The 21,766-nt window shown below is 71.0% G+C and carries 17 protein-coding genes; 6 read left to right on the top strand and 11 right to left on the bottom strand.

Annotated features, from left to right (window positions below; genetic code table 11):
* Positions 1-7: 7 nt before the first annotated feature.
* The 4 genes from fxsT to fxsA form a co-directional block, all read right to left on the bottom strand.
* A complete protein-coding gene (gene fxsT / locus ACGFU6_RS28475) occupies positions 8-3,943 on the bottom strand; it encodes an FxSxx-COOH system tetratricopeptide repeat protein (RefSeq protein WP_393614991.1) in 3,936 nt (1,311 codons plus the stop codon).
* Positions 3,927-5,285 carry an FxsC protein gene (gene fsxC / locus ACGFU6_RS28480; RefSeq protein ID WP_260256030.1) on the bottom strand — a complete coding sequence of 453 codons (1,359 nt, stop codon included), beginning with the start codon at positions 5,283-5,285 and terminating at the stop codon, positions 3,927-3,929. Before fsxC ends, fxsT begins: the two co-directional genes overlap by 17 nt.
* A gap of 211 nt (positions 5,286-5,496) precedes the next feature.
* Complete coding sequence (fxsBH, locus tag ACGFU6_RS28485) at positions 5,497-7,734, bottom strand: radical SAM/SPASM protein FxsBH, inactivated beta-hydroxylase extension form (protein ID WP_393614993.1); 2,238 nt, start codon at positions 7,732-7,734, stop codon at positions 5,497-5,499.
* 85 nt (positions 7,735-7,819) lie between these two features.
* The gene (gene fxsA, locus ACGFU6_RS28490; RefSeq protein ID WP_393614995.1) at positions 7,820-7,987 is read right to left on the bottom strand and encodes an FxSxx-COOH cyclophane-containing RiPP peptide; all 168 of its coding nucleotides are present in this window, start codon (positions 7,985-7,987) and stop codon (positions 7,820-7,822) included.
* 226 nt (positions 7,988-8,213) lie between these two features.
* On the opposite strand from fxsA, the gene ACGFU6_RS28495 reads away from it, so the two are divergent.
* On the top strand, positions 8,214-9,140 hold the full coding sequence (locus ACGFU6_RS28495) for a DUF4231 domain-containing protein (protein ID WP_393614997.1): 927 nt from the start codon (positions 8,214-8,216) through the stop codon (positions 9,138-9,140).
* Between the two features lie 25 nt (positions 9,141-9,165).
* Here the strand turns inward: ACGFU6_RS28495 and ACGFU6_RS28500 are convergent, their stop codons facing one another.
* The 3 genes from ACGFU6_RS28500 to ACGFU6_RS28510 all read right to left on the bottom strand — a co-directional run bounded on the left by ACGFU6_RS28500 (position 9,166) and on the right by ACGFU6_RS28510 (position 11,846).
* Positions 9,166-9,645, bottom strand: coding sequence for a hypothetical protein (locus tag ACGFU6_RS28500; protein WP_393614999.1), 480 nt, complete (start codon positions 9,643-9,645; stop codon positions 9,166-9,168).
* 229 nt (positions 9,646-9,874) lie between these two features.
* Entirely contained in the window at positions 9,875-10,780 is a 906-nt protein-coding gene (locus ACGFU6_RS28505) for a S1 family peptidase (protein ID WP_393615001.1), read from the bottom strand.
* A gap of 265 nt (positions 10,781-11,045) precedes the next feature.
* Positions 11,046-11,846, bottom strand: coding sequence for a DUF1684 domain-containing protein (locus ACGFU6_RS28510; protein WP_393615002.1), 801 nt, complete (start codon positions 11,844-11,846; stop codon positions 11,046-11,048).
* Here ACGFU6_RS28510 and ACGFU6_RS28515 point away from each other — a divergent pair.
* Positions 11,740-12,573, top strand: a complete 834-nt coding sequence (locus ACGFU6_RS28515; RefSeq protein ID WP_393615004.1) for a transporter substrate-binding domain-containing protein — start codon at positions 11,740-11,742, stop codon at positions 12,571-12,573. The two genes, ACGFU6_RS28510 and ACGFU6_RS28515, sit on opposite strands and share 107 nt — an antisense overlap.
* Before the next feature lie 27 nt (positions 12,574-12,600).
* Here the strand turns inward: ACGFU6_RS28515 and ACGFU6_RS28520 are convergent, their stop codons facing one another.
* The gene (locus ACGFU6_RS28520; RefSeq protein WP_393615006.1) at positions 12,601-13,932 is read right to left on the bottom strand and encodes a DUF5685 family protein; all 1,332 of its coding nucleotides are present in this window, start codon (positions 13,930-13,932) and stop codon (positions 12,601-12,603) included.
* Between the two features lie 247 nt (positions 13,933-14,179).
* Here ACGFU6_RS28520 and ACGFU6_RS28525 point away from each other — a divergent pair, with 247 nt between their 5' ends.
* Positions 14,180-14,623, top strand: a complete 444-nt coding sequence (locus ACGFU6_RS28525; protein WP_393615008.1) for a cell division protein SepF — start codon at positions 14,180-14,182, stop codon at positions 14,621-14,623.
* A gap of 36 nt (positions 14,624-14,659) precedes the next feature.
* On the opposite strand, the gene ACGFU6_RS28530 is transcribed toward ACGFU6_RS28525, so the two are convergent.
* Positions 14,660-15,871 (bottom strand): acyl-CoA dehydrogenase family protein, encoded by a 1,212-nt coding sequence (locus ACGFU6_RS28530; RefSeq protein ID WP_393615010.1) that lies wholly within the window; start codon positions 15,869-15,871, stop codon positions 14,660-14,662.
* Between the two features lie 98 nt (positions 15,872-15,969).
* A complete protein-coding gene (locus tag ACGFU6_RS28535) occupies positions 15,970-17,715 on the bottom strand; it encodes an MFS transporter (RefSeq protein WP_393615012.1) in 1,746 nt (581 codons plus the stop codon).
* 557 nt (positions 17,716-18,272) lie between these two features.
* Here ACGFU6_RS28535 and ACGFU6_RS28540 point away from each other — a divergent pair.
* Positions 18,273-19,313: a phosphatase PAP2 family protein gene (locus tag ACGFU6_RS28540; protein WP_393615014.1), complete on the top strand. Its 1,041-nt coding sequence runs from the start codon at positions 18,273-18,275 to the stop codon at positions 19,311-19,313.
* A 162-nt stretch (positions 19,314-19,475) separates the two neighbouring features.
* On the opposite strand, the gene ACGFU6_RS28545 is transcribed toward ACGFU6_RS28540, so the two are convergent.
* The gene (locus ACGFU6_RS28545; RefSeq protein WP_393615016.1) at positions 19,476-19,691 is read right to left on the bottom strand and encodes an I78 family peptidase inhibitor; all 216 of its coding nucleotides are present in this window, start codon (positions 19,689-19,691) and stop codon (positions 19,476-19,478) included.
* Between the two features lie 661 nt (positions 19,692-20,352).
* Here ACGFU6_RS28545 and ACGFU6_RS28550 point away from each other — a divergent pair.
* Together ACGFU6_RS28550 and ACGFU6_RS28555 are read left to right on the top strand one after the other, a co-directional pair.
* A complete protein-coding gene (locus tag ACGFU6_RS28550) occupies positions 20,353-21,135 on the top strand; it encodes a hypothetical protein (protein WP_393615018.1) in 783 nt (260 codons plus the stop codon).
* A 137-nt stretch (positions 21,136-21,272) separates the two neighbouring features.
* Positions 21,273-21,617, top strand: a complete 345-nt coding sequence (locus ACGFU6_RS28555; RefSeq protein ID WP_393615020.1) for a hypothetical protein — start codon at positions 21,273-21,275, stop codon at positions 21,615-21,617.
* Positions 21,618-21,766 lie beyond the last annotated feature (149 nt).

Genomic DNA, 21,766 nt, shown 5'->3' on the forward strand with positions numbered 1-21,766 from the left:
GGCTCCGTCACACGGCGAGCGGTTCCAGTTCGCGCTGGAACCGGCGGTCGTCGCGGGCGATCCGGGTGAGCGGGTGTTCGTCCCCGAGCTGCCGGGCGAGCTCCTCCACGGTCTCCGCCCTGACCTGCAGCGCTTCGTCCTTGCGTCCCATGGCGTCGAGCGTGACCGCCATGTTCGACCGCATGGCCAGCGTCTCCGGGTGATGCGCCCCCAGAGCAACCCGGAACTGCCCGGCCAGCCGCCGCTCGGTCTCCAGCACGAGGTCCAGATCGCCCCGGTCCGCGGTGGTGTTGGCCAGGTTCATCACGCTGAACAGCGTGTTGGGGTGCTCGCGCCCGTACACCTCCCGCATCGAGGCGACCACCCGGGTCAGCACCTGCTCCGACTCCTCGACGGCACCGGCCCCCAGCAGATAGACGCCCAGGTTGTTCAGGGCGGCCAGGGTGTACGGATGCTTCTCGCCCGGCACCTTCATGTACTGGTCGACGACGTCCCGGGCGGTGTCCCTGGCCTCGATCGCCTCGCCCGCCGCGTACAGGTCGGCCGCCAGGTTGAGGTCGCAGGCCAGCCACTCCGGGTTGGCGGAGGTGTACTTGGCCCGGTACCTGGCCCTGGTCGCCACCGTGAGCCGGCGCGCGTCCTCCAGCCGCCCCGCTCGCCGCAGCGACACGGCCAGCGCCTTCGCCGCACTGAGGGTGCCGGGGAAGGACCGGCCGAGCGTGGCCTTGTAGCTGTCGTACGTACGGCTCAGCAGGCCCACCGAGTCCTCGTACCGGCCCACGTCACGCAGGTCGCGGGCCAGGCTCATGGCCGAGGAGAGGCTGTAGGGGTGCTCCTCGCCGAGCACCTCGCGGCGCCGGTCGAAGACGTCCTGGTCGATCTCGCGGGCCTTGGCGTACTGGCCGATGGACCGAAGCGTGAACGCCAGGTTGTTGGCCGCGGCCAGGGCCCTGGGGTGCGAGTCGTGGAAGATCTGGTTGAAGCCGTCGGTCGCCTCGGTGGCCAGCTCGATCGCCCGGGTGTACTCCCCGAGCGTCCCGAGGTCCGTCGCCAGGCTGCTGGTGCTCATGTAGGTGTGCGGGTGCTCCGGGCCCAGCACCTCGCGCTGGGTCGCCAGGGTGATCTCGTCGAGCTCCCGCGCTTCGACGTAGCGGCCGCGCGAGCGGTAGATGTTGGACAGGTGGAAGCAGAGGTACAGGTACTGGATGTCCCGCTCCCCCAGCGTCTCGCGCCAGATGTCGCGCAGCTCCTCGCAGAGCGTGGTGGCCGTCCTGAAGTCACCGCGCTTCCAGAGGTAGCGGACCCGGTCGATCATGAGCCTGCGGGCCTCGGGCTCCTGGCAGTTGCGCGCGTCGGACGGGCCCAGGTGTGGCCATATGGTCGAGAACTGGGGCCAGTTGGCCGGGTTGTCGATCGGCTCGTCGTCATCGGGCCGGGCGCCCGCCAGGATGCGGTGGACGGCGTGCCGGGCGTCCCGCTGCTCCTCCTCGGTGAGCTGCGCCCGGATGACGGCCTGGACGAGCCGGTGCACCTGGATCGAGTTGGAGACCTGGTCGACCTTGGCGAGGGCGAACCTGCCGATCTCCCGGATGACCCGGCCCAGCACCAGCTTCTCCTGGAGGGAGGCGTCGTACGGCTTCAGCGCCTCGATCATCTCCTTGCTGTACAGCAGGTTGCCGGAGATCGGCTCGGGGGCGAAGAAGGCGCAGAGCTGAAGGAGGCGCACCGCGGCCGGCGAGCGCTCCTTGAGCCGCTGGATGGAGATGTTCCAGGTCGCGGCGACCGGCTCGGGGTAGCCGGCCGGCTGGTTGAGCGCCAGGACCTCCGGTGCTTGCTGGGCCAGCTGCTCCAGATAGGTGTCGATCGGGGTGGCGGTCTCCGCGATCCAGGCGGCGGCCTGTTCGACGGCCAGCGGCAGGTCGCCCACCGCGGTGGCCACCTGGGCGGCGTCCTCGTCGCTCAGCCCCGGCGCCCGGCGCTGGAGGTGTTCGATGGACTCCTCGCGCAGGAAGACGTCGACGGGCAGCGCGTCGCCGTGCTGGGACCAGGCCTGGTTGCGGGAGGTGACCAGGATGTGCCCGGAGCCGCCCTGCGGGAAGTAGCGCCGCAGCCGCTCCGGGTCGTCGGCGTTGTCGAAGACCAGCAGCCAGCGGTCCGAGGGCACCCCGCGCCGCAGCAGGTCGACCGCTTCCTGGGAGGCGGCCGCCATGTCGTCGCCGCCCTGGGCGCCGAGCCGGACGGCGAGTTCGGCCAGACCGGCGACCACGTCGTCGGTCTGCTCGGACGATATCCACCAGACCAGGTCGTAGTCGGCCATGAACCGGTGCACGTACTCCAGGGCGACCTGGGTCTTGCCGACGCCGCCGAGACCGTACAGCGTCTGCGGCTGCGGCAGCACGACGGCCATGCCGCCGCCGAGCTGGTCGCGCATCCGCTCCAGGACCATGGAACGGCCGGTGAAGCCGGGGTTGCGCGGCGGTGCGTTCCAGATCCGGGGGACGGTGCCGGGGAAGCGCGGTCCGGGCGAGACCCCGTCGGTGATCTGCACGGGCCGGTCCAGAGCCCGTAACAGGGCCGCGGTGGCGTGCACCTCGTCGAGCCGGAAGAGGTCGACGGGGTTGCGGTCGATGTAGGGCGCGGACAGCCGTACGTCACCGACCCTGAGCGGCACCAGATGGCGCCGCCCGCCGCCCGGGTCCTCGGCGACGGCCCGGTCCCAGAGCCCCACCGCGCGGCTCGACTTGAGATAGGCGCTGGAGAGCAGCACCACGGTCCGGGCCGCGTTCTCGGCGGTGACGGCCGACGGTTCCTGGGGGCCCCGCTCCGCGGACACGTCGCGCGGCACGACCCGGAAGCCCGCCCGGGTGAGCGCGGACTCGATCCAGTCGGCCCACATCCGGTTCTCCGCCACGTAGCAGAGGAAGAGGTCGGCGGGCAGGGCCGGCCTGCGCCGGGTGAAGGCGTCGCGGATGCGCAGCCGTACCTCCTCGCCGACCGGGGGCATCGAGGTGACCTGCTGGTCGGTGATGACCGAGGTGAGCCGTTCGAAGGCGGAGAGCAGGGAGTTGCTGAGCCCCGCCTCGTCCCCGAAGGTCGCGAGGGTCTCCTCGTAGGCGTAGTAGGGGCGGTACGGAATCTCCACCGCGCCCCAGTAGGCGGTGAGTTCGTCGCCGGACAGGTCGCGCGGCAGCCGGTCGAACTTCAGCCGGGCCAGGGCCCGGCCGGCGTCCGCCTTCTCCTTCTCGCCCTCGTCGATGCGCATCGGGACGGGGAAGATGGAGATGGGGCGGCCGGTGTACCGCTCGGAGATCTGCCGGGCGACCGAGGCCGCGCCGTCGATGGACTGGTCGCTGAGGGTGAAGCAGTCGACGAGCGCGTCGGGCAGGTGGACGGTGCAGATGTCCGCGATGTCGCTGAGGCCGGTGCGGCTGTCGATGAGGACGTAGTCGTAGTTGGCCTTCATGTCGTCGCGCAGCGCGTCGAAGAAGTGCCCGCCACCGAGGCGGTCGTAGAAGTTGTCCCAGTCGAAGGTGGAGACGGTCGCGGAGTACTCGCGGTTCTGCCGTCCGGCGGAGACGAAGTCGAGCGTTCCGCCCTGCGGGAACTGCCACCCGAGCGCCTCGGGGGTGAGCGAGACCGCGTGCGGCTGGATCCGGGCGTAGTCCCGGTGCCAGTCGTCGGCGCGCGGCACCGGGCTGGTCGCGGCCCAGGCGTACTCGGTGATCAGGTCGATGACACCGGTGGTGGCCCCGAGGGTCGAGGGGTCGAGGAACGGGTGGAAGAACCGGTGGAGGCCGGGTGCCTCCAGGTCCCAGTCGACAGCCAGTACCCGTTTGCCGTTTGCGGCGAGGATCCAGGCGGTGTTGGCCAGGGCCATGGTGCGCCCGGTGCCGCCCTTGTACGAGTAGAAGGTGACGATGCGCCCGTCACGACTGGCCGTCATCCGTGTCCTCCGCGTCCGTCGCAGGGTCATGTGTCTCGGGGATGTACTGGGTCTGCGCCATGGGTCCCATCAGCCGCGTGCGTTCGCTGTGTCCTCCGCCGCCGGTGGCGGGCAGATAGACGGCCGCGTGTCTCAGGTACTGCTGGGCGGCCACCTCGACCACCTGCGGCAGGATCTGACCGAAGGCCTCCATGCTCGGTACGCCCTTGGCCGCGGCGCGGCAGTAGGCCCGGCCCTGGCGCATCTTGGTCGGCATGGTCCGCTCCAGCTTCGCGGTCAGCTCCGCCTCGGCGGCCCTGCTCTGGTGGTCGTCGCGGTTCCACGGGACGACCATCGTCACCCAGGGGCGGTTCTCCGCGTCGAAGGCGGCGAGCCTGCGGCACCGGTCCTCGTCCTGGAGCGCCCAGCGGTCGACGAGCAGGATCTCCGGTGTGGTCGGGGGCTGCTTGCCGCCGTGGTGGCTGGGTTCCTCGTCGAAGGAGGCGACAGTGGCCTGGTAGTTGAGGGAGCGCACCAGGTCCTCGGCCACATAGGCCAGCGGGCGGGCGGCGTCGGGGTGGTAGGGGTTCCAGTCCTGCGGGTTGTCGCCGTAGTAGTCGGCGTCGCGTCCCTCGGGCAGGTCGTGGCGGGTGGCGGCGGCGATGGTGACCTGCATGGGGCGGGGGCCGCCGGCGCCGCCGCCCGTCGAGCCGAAGGCGCTGGGGGCGAGCCGGTAGTCGACGGGCCGGCCGGTGCCGATCCGTACCGTGTCGGCGACGCTCACGATGCGCTTGGCGAGCTCGTACACGGCGCGCTCGTAGTCCTCGGCGAAGAGCCTGAGCTTGATCAGCCCGTACAGACCGTCACTGACGTAACGGTCCCCGAAATCACGGTGGTTGAACTGTAATCGTTCGGCCGGCCCGGGGAGCTGGCTGGGCGGTACCGGCACCCAGAGCGCCGGAACGATCGCCTCGGCCGACTGGTTGGAGCGGGCGCGGTAGTGGATGGCGCGCTGAGCGAAGGCGTACCACTCCTTGCCGCACATCTCGCTGGCGAAGTAGCGCGGCGAGAACAGCGGGACGAAGACCCGGCAGGTGGCGAGCACCTCGCCGAGCCGCTCCGACCAGCCCTCGCCGGAACGTATCTCACGGTCGATGAACCCGGCCGGTGCGCCGGCGGGCAGATCGGTCATGGCCATCACATGGCCGCAGAGATCCTGGAAAAGCCGTTCGACCCACATATCGGGGTCCGTTCCACCGCCGTACCCCGGTGTGTGGGCGTAGCTCAAGAAGAAGTACGGCCGATGGTCCGCCGATCGCTGCTGCGTAGTCGCGTGCACACGACCCCCGTCCTGTGTGAGCACCCGCACCCGAGGAGTGAAAAGAATGCGAGCGAATTCATCATTCCGGAGCGGACCTTGCTCCACCCCCATGGCGTTCGGTCATTCAACGCCACTTTTCAGTCATCTATGCCCAGGGCTTATCGATCACACTCCTGATCGAATTCGGTCTGCGCCCGTTCCTCCCAGTTGTCCCGACCCCGCGCATGATCTTCCCCGAACCGGAATCCGGGATTCAGAATTCTTTTCGCATCAGAGCGAGCAGCCGTTTCCCGCCGACGGTGAGTTCGGCCGCCCCCTCCAGTGTGTCGAGTGCCTGCGCTACGCCGACCCGGTACCCGGGGTCGAATGCCGCGAGCGCCAGCCGTTCATACGTACCGGCCAGCAGCCGGGAAAACGGAACCAATTCTTCCCGCCAGGGCATTCGATGTTCCCAGGAGCCGTCCGCCGCGTAAAGATCCGTGACGTCCACAAGTGCGCGGAATCCGGCCCGCCGCACTCCGCGCACCAGGGCGAGCGCGAGCGCCCCCACCCCGTCGTCCACTCCGATGCCCAGCGCGCCGTACCCGTGCCGCCCGACGTGGGGGCCGCCCGGTTCCGGGCCGGTCAGCGGAGTGAGCGTCAGCGGCACGGAGGCGGACCGCGCCCCGTACGCGGGGGCCCGCTCCTCGATCAGCGCCCAGGCCTCGGCGACCGAGGCGGCCAGCCGGCCGGCGGCGGGCCCGTCGAGCGTGGCCGAGGCGGGCACGGCGAAGCAGTCGCGGTACGGGTCCAGGTCGTCGATCACGAAGCCGGGACCGCCCCCGGGCAGGGCGTACCCGCGCACCGGAAGCCAGCCGGGGGCCGCCGGCGCGGGCCACGCGATCCGCAGCTCGCCGGGTCCGTCGTCCCGGCCGACCAGGAAGCCGTCCCCGGTGGCGCGCACCCGGACCGTGCCGTGCTCCCCCGGGCCGCCGAGTGCGAGCCGCCCGAGGGTGGGCAACACCAGCCCGCCGTCCCGGTAGGGCACCGGCACCCAGTTGTCGAGCCCCGCGCGCACGACGGCGGCCGCGAGGCGGGCCGGCAGGGCGTCCGCCGCGTCCCGGGCCGCTCCCGGCCGTTCCCCGTGCAGGGCGTCCAGCGCGTCGAGCAGCCAGGTGCGGGTGTACGGGTGGGCGAGCACGTGGTCCAGGCCGCCCGCGCCCCGCTCCGAGCCGTCCAGAGCGGCCGCCAGCTCCCACGCCCGGTCCCATCCCTCGCCGCCCCGGCCGTCCAGGTCCCCGTTGAGCCGGGCCAGCAGCGTGCGGGTCAGATCCTCCTGGGCCGTGAGCAGTTCGCCCCGGTCGGCCACCGCGGGCGCCGCCGAGTCGGCCGGTGTGCGGGCCTCGATGCCGCGCACCAGGGCGGCGAGATCCTGGCAGTAGACGGACGGGTTGTCGAAGCCCTCGTCCGGCCCGGCGGAGCTGTAGCGGTGGGTGTACAGACCTCCACCGCACGAACGTACGACGGGGCAACGGCGGCACGTCTCGCTGACGCCCGCCAGGCCAAGCTGCCGGGCCCGCACCCCGGGATGCGCCGCGACCTCGTCGAAGGCGTGCGTGAAGACGTCGAACCCCGTGGCCGCCGCACCTTCGTAGGCGCTCTTGAGCGAGTCGACCTGTTCCAGGCTGCCGTCGGTCTCGACGACGACGAGATCCGTGGGGGCCAGACCCAGGGACTCGGTGAGGCTGGGGCCGCCGTTCAGCGTGGACAGGACGGAGGAGAAGATCCGCACCGGCACCGGCCGCCCCAGCTCCTGCCAGCGGTCGAAGACCGCGAGGAGCCACTCGGCATAGGCGGTGGGCGATCCGTCCGGACGCGGCGGCGGGTCGTCCCAGGTGGCGTGGGGAAGCAGGAAGTCGATGTGCGGCGGTTCGAGTTCGGTGAGGGCGTCGAGGACCGCGCGCGGATCGTTCTCGATGTCGATGGTGCACAGGAGACCGAGGTTGAGGTGGCGGTAGCGCTCTTCCCGGAGCAGCTCGACGGCCTTGAGCACCAGGGGGTGGCTGCTGCGTCCGTCGGCGAAACGGCGGTGCCGGTCGTTGGCCGCGCGGTCGCCGTCGAGGGAGATACCGACCTTCACGCCGTACTCGCTGAAGAGGTCCAGGTAGCGCGGGCTGAGCTGCAGGCCGTTGGTGTGGATCCGGAGATCGAGCGCGGCGATGCCCTCGAAGGCGGAGGTCAGCTCTTCGCAGATGCGCCGCAGGCGTGCGGGGCCGGCGAGCAGAGGCTCCCCTCCGTGCAGGATTACTGACACGGAGGGCAGTGCGTGTGTCTTGGCATGCTCAGCCAGGCGCTGAGCAGTCCGGAAAATGACTTCATCAGAGATTGTCTTCGGACGGGTTCGCCAGCTCTGATCGGCATGTTCGTAGACATAGCAATGGTCACAGGCAAGATCGCACCTGCTGTGAACCTTGAGGACTACTTCACGGAAAGGGACCAGGGGTCCTGTCATTCCGCCAGTCTAGCCAGGCCGGAAGGGTGGTCCGACGGTCCGGCCGTACCGGAGGAGTGCTCCGTGTCAGCGGGTCGGAGGGATTTCAGAGGGAGGAGTTGAAGGTGGCTGCCTGGGTGGGGCGACCGGCGGACGCGACATGCACCCGACCGAGCTTCCTGGCAGCTTCGCCACCACGCGCGTCGATCGCGGTGAGCGGCACACGGCTCTTCTTCGCAACGGCGAAGGAGAGGGAGGATTCAGAGGTCTTCACGGCCGTCCTTGAGGGGGTTCGTTCCAATGGAATGGTTCCGGACAGGAAACCAATGTCGGCACCTGCACCATTGCAGTGTCCGGCGGCACGACTTTACTCTCATGGCCTCGGTTGGCAACTGAGGACGGCCACTTGGCAGCAGAGGGTCGCACGGGAGCCGGCGTGATCGACCGGAACTAGAGATTCCGCCATCAGGGTGACCACATAACCGCAGACGGGAGTAAACATGACGGCGATTCCCGGACCGCTGCAGAGCATGGTCTTCAGGAACGCTGATCTGCCCGAACTCTTTCACCATACGGACGCCATCGCGGTCGCACGCCAGCGGGAGGCCGTGAACACCACCCGGTGGCAGCTGATACTGCTGGTGGGGGGCACTCTGCCGGCCGCGCTGCCCTGGCACGCCGAGGTCGCCGGCACCCTCCAACTCACGGACTGTGCGGCGGCGTTGGCGTACCTGGGTGTCCTGATCGCGACCTACCTCACCTCCCGGCGGAAAGCAAAGTCGCATTGGCAACTCAATCGCTCCGCAGCAGAGTTCATCAAATCGATGTGTTGGCGTTACTCGGTGCACGGCTCACCTTTCGACACCGGCACCCAGCACCCGGAGGCGGTGTTCGCCAATCGCCTCGAAGAGGGGCTGCAGGAGCTCCGCAAGGTGGGCTGGTCGGACCCCCGGGACCGGACAGCCGATTCCGGCGGACTCATCACCGATTCCATGCACGCCCTGCGGGAAAAGGCATTCACCGTCCGTAAGGAGACATATGTACGGGACCGGCTGATCGAACAACGCAGCTGGTACCGCAGACGCCAGGAGGTGTCCCGCCGGGCCACCGTGATCTGGTCGAGCACCATCGCCGTGCTGACGGCGCTCGCCCTGGCCCTCGCCCTGTTCAGGGCGTTCTCGGTGGGCCAGTCCTTCGCGCTGACCGGGGTGCTGTCCGCCGCGGCGGCGGCCTGCCTGGCCTGGGCCGAGATGCGCCGCCACCATCCGCTGATCTCGGCGCACTCCCTGGTGGAGAAGGACCTGGAGTCGATGCAGATAGCGATGGAGACCACGCTGAACGAGCGCCAGTGGCCCCGGGCGGTGTTCGAGACCGAACGCATCGTCTCGCCCCAGCACACCGACTGGCTCGCCCGGCACCAGATGTGACGGTGCCCCGACGGCCGCCGCGGGGTCAGCCGCGCACGACCCCGTCGCGCCAGATCACCGTGACCGGGCGGCCGAGCCGGCGGGCGTAGGTGACGATGTCTCCCGTGCCGCCGAGGCCTCGGGCGGGCAGCCCGTCCCAGACGGCGAGCAGGCGGTCGCAGTGGTCGGCGATGTAGGCGCCCGCCGCGTAGTAGGCCTCGTCGGTGGAGTGCGGGTAGTCCAGCCGGACCTCCCGCACGGCACGGGCCTTGAGGTCTCGGTAGCGGGCGAGTTCGGCGCCGTCCGCGAAGCAGGCCTCGTAGTCGCCGCTGGGGATGACCGCGGTCAGTTCCGCGCCGTGGGCGAGCGCGAGGCCGGCGAAGAGCTGGTCCGCCCCCACCGCCAGGCTGGACAGCGCCTCCACCGAGCCGTCGAACGCGCCGAGCGCGGCACGCATCGCGGCCAGCACGTGGGCGTGCACCTCCTGCGGAATGCTGCGGTGGCCGGTCACTCCGATGCGATTCACGGACCTGGATCCCCCTGGGGTCTGAGCCGGGGGTTCCCGGAGGGCATCCCTCCGGGAGGCACAGCGTCCGCCCCCGTTGTTCCTGCGCGACCGTCCTGTGCCACATCCTCTCAAAAGCCGCGGGGTCAGCGGGAGCCCCCGCCCGGAATTCGGGCGGGGGCTCGGCGTGTTCGAGCTGAGCTTTCGAGGCGGCGGCCGGCCCCGGCGTACGGAACCGGCCGCCCGGCTGTCAGTAGACGCTGACGCCGTACGCGCTGAGCGCTTCGGTGACCGGCTGGAAGAACGTCGTGCCGCCCGAGGAGCAGTTGCCGCTGCCGCCCGAGGTGAGGCCGATCGCCTTGGAGCCGGAGTAGAGCGGACCGCCCGAGTCGCCGGGCTCCGCGCACACATTGGTCTTGATCATGCCGTACACGACGTCGCCGTTGCCGTAGTTGACCGTGGCGTTGAGCGCGGAGACGGTGCCGCTGTGGATGCCGGTGGTGGAGCCCCGGCGGGTGACGGACATGCCGACCGTGGCGTTGGCCGCGCCGGTGATGTCGACGCTGCCCACGGTCCCCTCGTGGGAGATCGAGGCGTTGTCGTAGCGCACCAGGCCGTAGTCGTTGGTCGGGAAGCTGGTCCCGACCGTCGGTCCGATGGTCGTCGAGTTCGACGAGTTGCTGTAGAACGGCGGGCTGCCTTCGGTGCAGTGACCGGCCGTCAGGAAGTAGTAGGTGCTGCCGCTACGGACGTTGAAGCCCAGGGAGCAGCGGAAGCCGGGCCCGTAGACGGCGTCACCGCCGGAGATCAGCTTGCGGATCTTCCCGGAGGTGCGTTCGATGCGCAGGGCGCCCGCGTTGGTACCCGCGGAGTCCTTGATCTGCTGGATCTGCGCGGCGGAGACCGTGCTGTCGGCGGTGACCACGACCTTCTTGGTCGCGGGGTCGACGGTCCAGGCGGTGCCCGCCACGTCGGCGCCCAGGACGGCGTCGCTCGCGGCGGTGAGCTGGTTGGCACTGAACGTTCCGTCGGAGGTGGAGCTGGCCTGGGCGCTGGGGGCGGCGAGCGCGGCGACCGCTACGAGTCCGGCGGCAATGGCGACTGCCCTGCTGCGTCTCGCGGTACCGCTGAGGGGGGTGGTGCGCTTGATCCTCACTTGTCATTCCTCCCGAGGGGGGTGGGGGCCCGCCCGTGGGGTGGCCGGACCCGTGAGGCGCAGTCAGCCGCACGGCAGCGTGTCCGCATTCCGAACCTGCCGTGCTCCTGACAAGCGCTGTTCGGGAGTATTCAAGGCGTCAACTTCCCGCGCAAGAGGGCCTCTTGGCCTGAGCTTCGCACCGGGCCGCTCGACGCGCCCGTGCGTCCGGCCCCGGCGGATGAGGAGTGCCGGGGCCGGAGGCCGATGGAGCGGAGGCGGATGTTCAGCCGTCGAGCCGGTTGCGCTCCCCCGCCTCGACAGCGAACGACAGGGTGTTGCCGGGCGGCGGGAAGGGGCAGATGAAGTGGTCCGCGAAGGCGCACGGCGGCAGCAGGGCGCGGTTGAGGTCGACGGTCACCCTGCCGTCCGCGGCCGGTGCGGCCGGGCGCAGGAACCGGAAGCGGTAGCTGCTGTTCCCGCTGGTGGCGTCGGCGAAGACCGCCCAGAGCGAGCCGTCGTGCTCCACGGCGACCTGGAGGGTGTGCTCGGCACCGTCCACCTCGAAGGCGATCTCCCCGGCGAGGCCGAGCCCGCGCTCGACACCGTCGGCGTTCTCGACCCGGACGGTGCGGGAGCTGTCGTACGGGCGGAAGATCCCGGGCAGCTCCCAGCGCGGGTCGTACGGCGTGGCCTCGATCGCCCGGAAGGCGCGCCGCGCCGCGGAGTCCGGGTCGAAGTCCCGTACGGCCCAGAGCCCTTCGCGGCTCAGCACGAACAGCCGCCGCTCCCCGTGGGCCACCCGTGATCCGTCGATCGGACCGCGGTCGGCGCCGAGCCGTACCTGTCCGGCGAACGGTTCGCCGTCGACGGTCAGCCCGTCCTCGGGCACCGCGGTGAGCTCCACCTCGTCGCCGTCCTCGCGCCACCGGCCCGGAACGGCCGGAATTCGCCCTTCCGGGTAGTCGGAGAGCCAGTGCGTGCCGGTGAGGGAGAGCGGTCCGTACGGTGCCGAGACCGTGGCGGTGCGTTCCTCGTGCCAGCGGTCCCGGTCCTGCGCTGCCTGCTGCTGTGCGTCCGTGCTCATGGGCTCAACCTTTCCATACGGGCTCCACGAGCCCGAGGTGCGACCGGAATGTGGAGCCGTGGTACGCGGAGCGGAAGACCCCTCGTTCCTGGAGGAGCGGGACGACCTCGTCGACGAAGTCGTCGAGCCCCGGGTCGCCGCGTTCGAGGCGATCCTGCCCGCGCTCGGCAGCGGGAAGTACGACGTGGGCACCGGAGACTTCGGCGTCACCGACGAGCGCCGCAAGACGATCGACTTCGTCACCTACCTCAACGACGGCCAGGGCTTCGCGGTCCGCGACGACAGCGAGCTGGGCAAGGTCACCGATCTGACCCAGCTCTGCGGCCTGACGGTGGGCACCGCCGCGGGCACCACGTTCGAGGTGACGCTGGAGGAGAGCAGGCACCGGTGCTCCGAGGCCGGCAAGAAGCCGTACGACGTGAAGACGTACTCCGATCCTGCCGCGGTCTGGAGCTCGCTCCAGCAGGGGCGGACCGACATCGTGATGTCGACCATCAACGGGCTGCGCTACGCCGTGAAGCAGCAGGAGGGCGTGCGCTTCCTGAACGAGTTCGCGCGCCTGGACGTCGGCTTCGCCTTCAAGAAGGGCACCCCGCCGGCGCCCGCCTTCCGGGCCGCGGTCAGCAGCCTGGAAGCAGACGGCACCTACGACCGGATCCTGAAGAAGTGTGGCATCGACGAGTCAGCGATCAAGGCCTCGCGGATCTCGCCCCCCGAGATCAAATGACCTGGGACCGGAGATGATGACGCCACATCAGCAGCTGCAGTCACAGCCGCAGTCGCAGCAGTCGCACCCGTCACAGCAATCTCCGCAGCCGCTGCAATTGCCGCAGCAGTCGCAGGCATCGCAGCAGTCACCGCAGTCGCACTGACTGCACAGCCCCTCGCGGCGCTGACGGCTCCACGGATCGTCGAAGGTGCCGCAGCACATCTGACAGGTGCAGGCGAGACCGGCCCACACCAGGCACCCCACTATGAGCCCCCGCCGGTCGCGCGGCGGCTCCGGCGGCGGCTGCGGGGGCCCGAAGGGGACGCCGGGCCCCGAGGGGCTGTACGGGTTGCCCGGCGGGGGGCCGAACGACGCCGTGGGGACCACTCCTGACGGATGGCCGGCTCCATCCGGACCTCCGGGCGCCCCGGTGAGCAGGCCCCCCGACTGGTGGGAGCAGACGTCCGTGGCGAAGGCGCGGTCCACCGAGCGCCGCAGTTCGTGCGCCAGCAGCACGTGCGCCAGCTTGCCGTCGGTGAACTCCGCGTCGCGCAGTGCCAGCCGCACGCCGCGCAGCGCGTCGTCACAGAGCCGGCGGGCCTCGGCGCGCGAGGTGCCGGTCGCGGTGAGCGGGTTCCAGGCACCCGACGCGGCGTCAGCTTCCTGGTCCTCCACGGCATCCAGCAGATGCGCGAGGCGCCCGAAGAGGCGGCCCGCCTCGGCGAGCGGCGCGGCGTTCTGCGGCTTGCCCGCGAGTACGGCGGTGTGCGCGAAGGCCGCCGCGGTGGCCGTCTCGGTGGGCTCGGTGACCGTCAGCAGCGGGGTGCCGTGGCCGGCGAGCAGCTCGATGCCGGTCTGCCGGTCGACCGCGTCGACGAGCAGCGCCGTGTCGAAGCCGAGCTGTGCGCCGGTACGCGCTCCGGCGCGGTCCCAGCCCGCCGCCACCCTGCGGGCCGCGGCCGCCACCGGGCGCCGCTTCAACAGCCCGTCGCGGTCGGCGACGTGGTCCCGCACCTTGGCCGACGCCAGCACCAGCGAGACGGCGGCCGCCAGCCTGGCGCCCTCACCCTTCGCGACCGGGGCGGTCCGCATGGCTCGCAGGGGGCAGGGGCCCGCCGTGCGGCGCTGTGCGGGGGTGCGTTCGGCCTGAGCCTCCGTCAGGACCGAGACGATCAGGCCGTCATAGTTCGTGACGATCCGGGCGAACTGCCCGTGGTGGGATCGAAGTGCCAGACAGAGCCCGCAGAGATGGGCCATCCACTCGGTCCTGAGCCCGTCCGACAACCGGTGGACGCAGGGCCTGACTATTCCGAACACGACGGTCCCCCGGGTCTCGTTCAGCTGTGCGCCGCGCTCGGGCGAGGGCGCGCCGTGCATCGTATCGAGCGTCCCGTTCACCCGTACGTCCCCCATGTCACCCGTACGGCCCGGAGCATCATATTTTCTTTCTTCAGGGCCCTTTAGCAGGAGGAACCTTGACTAATCGCCACATCCTCTGCACCAGTACCGTCACGAATGCCCTGCGCGCCGCCTATCCCCTTGGCGCACGATCCGCATCATGGACGACCATAGGGATACGAAAGAGATGCGGAACGCCAAGGAACCGCGGTGAGAGGAGGCGTCCATGGGATCGGTGCGCAAGGCGAGTGCCTGGCTGGGCCTCGTAGAGGACAACGACGAGCGGTACTACGACGACGACGAGTACTCCGATGGTGCACGGACCGGGACCGGACAGGCCTGGGTGACCGATCCGCGGGTGCGGGTGGTTTCCGAGGCGGCCGAGGAGACGGGCCGCCGGATCGCCACCGTGACCCCGGACAGCTTCCGGGACGCCCGGAGCATCGGTGAGCTCTTCCGGGACGGCGTCCCGGTGATCATGAACCTCACTTCCATGGACTCCGCCGACGCCAAGCGCGTGGTGGATTTCGCCGCAGGGCTGATCTTCGGACTGCGCGGGTCGATCGACCGCGTGGCCACCCGGGTCTTCCTGCTGACCCCCGCCGACACCCAGGTGGTCAACGGCGAAGCCGCCGGCCGGCCGGCCGACGGCTTCTTCAACCAGAGCTGAGCGGGGCGCTCACCGGATCGGTCCGGAGGCCGTCCTTCACCGGAACGCGTCCAGACCGGTGAGCGCCTTGCCCAGCACCAGCTGGTGCATCTCCACGGTTCCCTCGTAGGTGAGCACCGACTCCAGATTCGTCGCGTGCCGCATCACCGGGTACTCCAGTGAGATCCCGTTGGCGCCGAGAATCGTGCGCGAGGTGCGGCAGATCTCGATGGCCTCCCGCACGTTGTTCAGTTTTCCGAAGCTGACCTGTTCCGGGCGGAGCCTGCCCGCGTCCATCCGGCGGCCCAGGTGGTGGGCGAGCAGGATGCCCTTGTGGAGTTCGACGGCCATGTCGGCGAGCTTGGCCTGGGTGAGCTGGAAGCCGCCGATCGGCCTTCCGAACTGCTCCCGGGTCCGCGCGTAGTCGACGGCTGCCTCGAAGCTGGCCCGCGCCGCCCCCATGGCTCCCCAGACGATGCCGTAGCGGGCGTGGCTGAGACAGCTGAGCGGGCCGCGCAGGCCGGTGACACCGGGCAGTACGGCGTCGGCCGGCAGCCTCACGTCGTCCAGGACCAGCTCGCTGGTGACCGAGGCGCGCAGGGACCACTTGTGCCTGATCTCGGGTGCGGAGAAGCCGGGCGCGTCGGTGGGCACGACGAATCCGCGGATGCCGGCACCCGCGGTGCCCTCGTCGGTCTGCGCCCAGACGACGGCGACCCCGGCGACCGAGCCGTTGGTGATCCACATCTTGCGGCCGCTGAGGACCCAGTCCTCGCCGTCGCGCCTGGCGTGGGTGCGCATGCCGGCCGGGTCGGAGCCGTGGTCGGGCTCGGTGAGGCCGAAGCAGCCGATGATCTCGCCGGCCGCCATGCCGGGCAGCCACTGCAGCTTCTGCTCCTCGGAGCCGAAGCGGTGGATGGCGTACATGGCAAGGGAGCCCTGGACGGAGACGAGGGAGCGGATGCCGGAGTCGGCCGCTTCCAGCTCCAGGCAGGCGAGCCCGTACTGCACGGCGGTGGCGCCCGCGCAGCCGTAGCCCTTCAGGGACATGCCGAGCGCGCCGAGCGCGCCGAGTTCGCGGGCCAGCTCGCGGATGCCGGGCAGTTCGCCGTCCTCGTACCACTGCGCGATGTGCGGCAGGACACGGTCGGCGGCCCAGGCCCGGACCGTGTCGCGGATCGCGAGGTCCTCGGCACCCAGGAGGTCGTCGATGCCGATGGGGTCGCTGGGGTCGAAGGGCGGGAGCTTCGAGGACGGAGCGGTGGACATGAGGATGTGCCTCCGGCGGCTCGCAACGGTACTGAGAGGTCGGTACGGAACGCCGAAAACTAGCAGTGTTAGTTACGGCGTCGTGCCGACGTTACGGCTCAGTGTGCCGCGCGTCCAGAGCCGGTCGCCTCTACGGGACGCCGCGCGGCGGGCAGCGGGACCAGGGCCTTGGGCCGGTCCGCCGCCGGCGCTTCGTGGCCCCGGTGGCCGCGGGGATCCTCGGCCCGGCCGGAGTCGCCGGCATGGCCGGAGTCGTCGGCATGGCCGCCGTCCGGGGAATCGCCGGGTTCGCAGAGCAACGGCGGGCACTCCATCACCCGCGGCAGCCGCAGCGCGGCGAGTGCTCCGAGCAGCAGCAGTGCGGCGCTGACCAGCAGCGCGACGTGCAGCCCGTGGACGAAGGCGTGCCGGGCCGTGGAGCGCAGCACCCGGCCGAGCGGGCCCCCCAGCTGCGCGGCCACCTGATAGGCCTCACCGAGCGAGCGGGAGGCGGCGGCGCCGGCCGAGGCGGGGACACCCGCTTCGGGGAGCCGTGCCAGGCCCGGGGTGTACGCGGCGTTCATGACGCTGCCGAGCAGCGCGATGCCCATGCCTGCGCCCAGCTGGTACGAGGTCTCACCGATCGCGGCCGCCCCGCCTGCCCGGTCCGCGGGGACCTCGCTGAGCATCGACTCGTAGGCGCCGAAGAGGGCGGACTGCAGGCCGAAGCCGAGGACGACGCAGGACACCGCCAGCAGGGCGGGCCGGTCGTGCTGGCCCATCGCGGTCAGCATCAGCACCGCGACGGCCGTCAGGACGAAGCCCCAGCCCACCATCCGGCGCGGCCCGACCCGGCGCAGGGTGTACGAGCCGGTGGCGCCCGCGGCCATCGCGGCGAAGGTGAGCGGCAGCAGCCGCAGGCCGGTCTCCAGCGGGCTGAGGCCCAGGACGAGCTGGAGGTACTGGACGGCGATCAGCTCCAGGCCGACCAGGGCCAGCATGGCCAGGACGATGCAGCCCACCGCGGTGGAGAAGGCCGGCCTGGCGAACATCCCGATGTCGATCAGCGGGTGCGTCCGCCGCTTCTGGCGGCGGACGAAGACGACGAGCAGCGCGGCCCCGGCCAGCAGGGGCACGAGCGTGGCCGGCCCGAGGAGACCCTCGCCGGTGCCCGCCCGTTTCACGCCCAGGACGACTCCGAGCACACCGGCCGCGGCCATCAGGGCGCCGAGCACGTCCCAGGGGCCGTCGTCGCTGCCCCTGGACTCCGGGAGCAGCAGCCGGCCGACCGGGAGGATCAGGGCCATCAGCGGGATGTTGATCAGGAAGACCGAGCCCCACCAGAAGTGCTCGACGAGGAAGCCGCCGATGACCGGTCCGGCGGCGGCGCCGACCGCGGCGACCGCCGACCACACGCCGATCGCCACCGCCCGTTCGCGCCGGTCCGGGAAGACCTGGCGGAGGATGGACAGGGTGGCCGGCATGATCATCGCGCCGCCGACGCCGAGCAGCGCCCGCGCCGCGATGAGCACGCCCGCGCTGTCGGCCATGGCGGCGACGGCGGAGGCGGCCCCGAACAGGGCGTAGCCGACCAGCAGGACGCGCCGCCGCCCGACCCGGTCGCCGAGGGTGCCGAAGAGGATCAGCAGCGAGGCGCAGACCAGCGGATAGGCGTCCACGATCCACAGCAGGCCGGTGGCGCTGGGCCGCAGGTCCTCGGTGACGGCGGGGACGGCGACATGCAGCACCGTCGCGTCGAGTGCCACGAGCAGCAGGCTGAGGCAGAGGACGACCAGGACGACCCATCGATTGGCACCGTCGGCGGCTGCGCGCAGGCGGGTTCGGGCTGTGGTCGTCCCGGACATGCATCTACCTCCCAGAAGGTCCCTCGCGCTCGGCAGGCCCGCTGGGGATTCAGCGTCCGCTGTCCCTCCGGGCCCGGCATCGACGGGCGAGTGAGCCGTCAGCGTACGCGAGTTCGGCAGGGGCACACGTGGCCCATCTCATACCGCCAACGGCCTCCGAGTGTGCTGTACGCCACTGCTCGCCGCCGGACCGACCCGCCAGGGGACCCCTCCCGACCTGCGCGGACCGGCCGTTCGGCGGGGCGCGCGAGGGGCTGCGGGGGGCGCGGCGGAGCGCTCGTCGAGTGGCGAACGAAGGCGTCGAGTGACCGGACCGATACCGTCCGTTCCGCTTCCCGAGAGGCCCCGGTAAATGCACTTCGATATCCCGTGCGCTTTTACTTCAATATCCAGAAACCTCTGCGGCGCGAGAGCCGGAGTAATGAAACGGAAGGAATCCAGGATTCTCCGGAGGCGCGGGAAAACCGGCCGCACTGAGACATAGTCCACATCACATCGTCATCACAAAGCGGCCGGATCGACCAGGTCACCCACTCACTCGCTGTAACGTCGATTGGGTGCGTACCGACATCTTCGCCCGCCTGGACCGGGAGCCGGAACCGCCGAAGATAGAGACACCGCGGATGAGCCGTCACCGCATCGCTCTCTTCGGCGGGACGTTGGCGTTCTATCTCGCCATCGTCATTGCCGTGCTCATGTCGTCCTGGCTGGTGACCCTGGACTGGAAGGTCATGCTCTTCCGGCCGTACCAGCAGTGGCCCCAGATCCATGCCTTCCTCGACTACTACGTCGTACTCGGTCAGCGCGGACCCACGGCCGTCATGGTGGCCTGCTGGCTCGGCTGGCGCTCCTGGCGGCAGCACACCCTGCGCCCCCTGCTGACGCTGGGCGCGTCGCTGCTGCTGCTCAACGCGACAGTGGGGGCGGTCAAGTACGGCCTCGGCCGGCTCGGCCCGCACTACGCGACCCAGATCGGATCGGCCGAACTCTTCGCCGGCGGCGATATATTTCCGTCCGGGCACACCGCCAACGCGGTCGTGACCTGGGGAATCCTCGCCTACCTGGCCGCCACCCCGCGGGCCAGGCGCTACCTCTCGGCGATGTCCGCCGTCGTGTCGCTCGGGGTCGGCCTGACGACCGTCTACCTCGGTACGCACTGGCTCAGCGATGTGGTGCTCGGCTGGGCGGCGGGCCTGCTGATCCTGCTCGGCCTGCCGTGGTGCGAGCCGCTGATCACCCGTGCGGAGAACTGGATCTTCGCCGCCCGCGAGCGGCTCAGCGCCCGCAGCAGGCTCGTACCGGCCCCGCCCGTCGCAGCCGGCGCCCCCCGGCCGGTTCCGGCCGGACAGCCGGCCGCCGCCGAGACCGCGGCACAGACCCAGGTCCGCCCGCCGGCCGCCACGGGCAGCCGCCCGGCGACGGTGGTCACGGCCGCGGGCGGCCGCACCCGCGCCCACACCGCACCCCCCGCACACCAGAGCCACCCGGCGCGCTCGGAGCGCACTCCGGTCACCCCGGCGGGCAGCCGCCGGCCGCCGCACGCGGACCGCACCCCGCACGGCGGCACGGCGCCGGCCCGGCCGGTGGCGGGCGGCTGACCCGGGCGAGCCGCAGGAAGGCGAGCGGCGGGAAGGTACGCACAGCCGCTCCCCCGCATGAGTGAAGGCCCCGACTCCGGTCGGGGCCTTCCTCGTGCGTACGGGCCCCGCACAGAGCCGCGCGGGACCCCTGCGGGACCGGCGCGCGGGCCGTACGGGGGCTCAGCCGACCCAGCAGCGCTTCACCGCGCCGTCGTCGACCTCGAAGTTGATGCGGCCGCCCTGGAACTCCATGGTGATGACGGTGCCCGGCGGCAGGGCTCTGACCGTGGTCCAGCCCCGCTCCCGGGCCCTGCGTTCGGCGGCCTCGGAGCCTAGGCCGACATAGGCGCCGGGTGTGTCGTCGGGCTGGGCGGAAGGAGTCGGTATGGGTGCCATACCCCTCACCGTAGGCGGCCCCGGACAACGGTGGAAGCCGGGGCGCCGGCCGGTCGCACCGCATCCTCACGTCCCTCACCGGTCACGCTTGTGTCACAGGATCACCACACACGTTCGCGCCGGAATCCCTCACCCGAACGCGCGGTTCACAACCGGACGCACAGTAATCGCACAGGCCGGAAAACGATCCGCGAAGAGGGCGCAGAAACGGTCCGGATATCCGCTGCCGGGGCGCGTCGATTTCCCTTCGGAATAACCTCCGGCAATCGAAATGACCGTCCGGAATTCATCCTTCCTTATCGCACCCTTATCTCATGCTCACAATATCCACACCATCGGACCGGCCCGGCCGGACGGTTCCGCCCGTATAGCCGACGGCCCGAATCACCCGCTTTCCGGCACCGGAAGGGCCGCCCCCGGCGCCCGCGCGGCGGGGGCGGCACGAGCGCGGCTCCCGCCGGGACCGGGCACCGCCCCGCGGGCGGGGCGCAGCCGCGCGTGGGGCTTCACGATTTCCTGACTTGTCGGCGTATCACCTGCCGGCCGGCGCCCCGGTTCGATTCCGTTCGCCTTCTCGCGTGACCCCGGCAGCGACTCACCCGTTGTCTTCTTCATGAGCCGGGAACCACCCGGCGCACGTACCGAGTTCGAGGAGCCACCCGTGCCGCGCATGCTCGACGTCAGCGAGGACGTACGCGCCGAGATCGGCGACGCCGAAGCCGACCGGCTGCTCGTCGGCGACAACGCCCCCGGCAGTTACGACTGCACCTCCTGCCGCACCCCCGGCGACTCCGAGCAGGAACGCACCAGCACGGTGCTGTTCGTCGGTGACGAGACGGCGGTCCTCGCCTTCGCCCACGCCACCTGCATCCCCTCCCAGGTCGTCCAGGTGGCCGAGGAGCAGTTGCAGGGCGCCGTGCGCAGCATCACCGGGAGCGAGCAGGAGGCCCCGGACGGGCTCAACCCCGAGCAGGCCGTGCTGGGCATCACCAGCGGCCTCGTCCTGATCGACGACGAACTGCACCCGGCCCTGGTCGTCGAACCGACCGGGGCCATCGCCCGGCCCGGCACGGACGGCAGCGGCGGCGACGAGTTCCTGCAGCTGCTGCTGGAGCAGGGCTTCCACCCGGTCCAGCGGATGGACCAGGTCCCCGAGGTACTGCACGGCTGGTCGATCCTGCTCGCCATGGGGCAGCTGCACGCGGTGCTCCAGCCGGGCACCGGCGGTGGTGCCCCGGTGGCCTGGTGGCAGGCGCACGCGCCGCTGCAGGTGACCGAGGGCTGGCGGACCGCGGCGAACAAGTCGCAGACCGTGCTCGTCTACGCGGCCCCGGCCGGTTCGATCGGCCAGCAGCCCCGCGAGGACCTGCTGCGCGACGCCCTGGAGAAGGCCTCGGCCGGCGGGATCCTGGTCGCCGCGGCGATGCCGCTGGCCGGTACCTGATCGTGTCCGGGCACTTTGGGAGCCCTGGGCGAACAGCTATTTCTCCGGCGCGCCCGCATCCGACGGGCGGTGGGGTCGTTGGCACATACGTGCACTCATACGACCCCTCCCACCAGCGTCCGAGCCCGATCCCTGCCATGCGCCCCGCGCAGGACCCATCGGGTGGCCCGTCCCGCACCCCGATCTACGACGCGCTGTACTCCGAGTACCGCCGATCGTTCCGGGCGTTGCCGGGTGACCGGAGCGGGGAGGAGAGCCTGGGGCTCCCGAGTTTCGGCAGCGGGTTCTTCGGCTCCCGCGCCCCGCTGAGCGGCCACTCGGGGCACGGCGGAGCGGGCACGTCCGGTGCGGCGGGCACAGCGGCCGGGCACGGCAGCGGCAGCCCCTCCACGCACACCGGGAGCCTGGGCTCCTGGCAGCGCGTGGGGCGGCACGCGGGGCGGGTCCAGGCCGCGCTTCCGCCGGGCTCCCGGGGAGCCTGACCCTACGACTGAGCCCCGGACCACTCGGAGAGCGAGGGCGGGTTCTATCGATCACCGCAACACCCTGGAGTTCAGGGAGTTGCGGGGATCGTGGATTTCGCGGTGTTGAAGGCGCGGTTCTTCGAGGCGTTGGACCGGGAGGACGGCAG

Source organism: Streptomyces sp. NPDC048462, from assembly GCF_043200175.1.
Taxonomy (GTDB): domain Bacteria; phylum Actinomycetota; class Actinomycetes; order Streptomycetales; family Streptomycetaceae; genus Streptomyces.

Coding starts and splice junctions, on each gene's coding strand:
- ACGFU6_RS28510 (WP_393615002.1), bottom strand. CDS start 11,846: ATGAGCACGGACGCACAGCAGCAGGCAGCGCAGGACCGGGACCGCTGG.
- ACGFU6_RS28530 (WP_393615010.1), bottom strand. CDS start 15,871: ATGTCCACCGCTCCGTCCTCGAAGCTCCCGCCCTTCGACCCCAGCGAC.
- fxsT (WP_393614991.1), bottom strand. CDS start 3,943: ATGACGGCCAGTCGTGACGGGCGCATCGTCACCTTCTACTCGTACAAG.
- ACGFU6_RS28525 (WP_393615008.1), top strand. CDS start 14,180: ATGGGATCGGTGCGCAAGGCGAGTGCCTGGCTGGGCCTCGTAGAGGAC.
- ACGFU6_RS28545 (WP_393615016.1), bottom strand. CDS start 19,691: ATGGCACCCATACCGACTCCTTCCGCCCAGCCCGACGACACACCCGGC.
- ACGFU6_RS28520 (WP_393615006.1), bottom strand. CDS start 13,932: ATGCACGGCGCGCCCTCGCCCGAGCGCGGCGCACAGCTGAACGAGACC.
- ACGFU6_RS28555 (WP_393615020.1), top strand. CDS start 21,273: ATGCGCCCCGCGCAGGACCCATCGGGTGGCCCGTCCCGCACCCCGATC.
- fxsBH (WP_393614993.1), bottom strand. CDS start 7,734: ATGACAGGACCCCTGGTCCCTTTCCGTGAAGTAGTCCTCAAGGTTCAC.
- ACGFU6_RS28535 (WP_393615012.1), bottom strand. CDS start 17,715: ATGTCCGGGACGACCACAGCCCGAACCCGCCTGCGCGCAGCCGCCGAC.
- ACGFU6_RS28495 (WP_393614997.1), top strand. CDS start 8,214: ATGACGGCGATTCCCGGACCGCTGCAGAGCATGGTCTTCAGGAACGCT.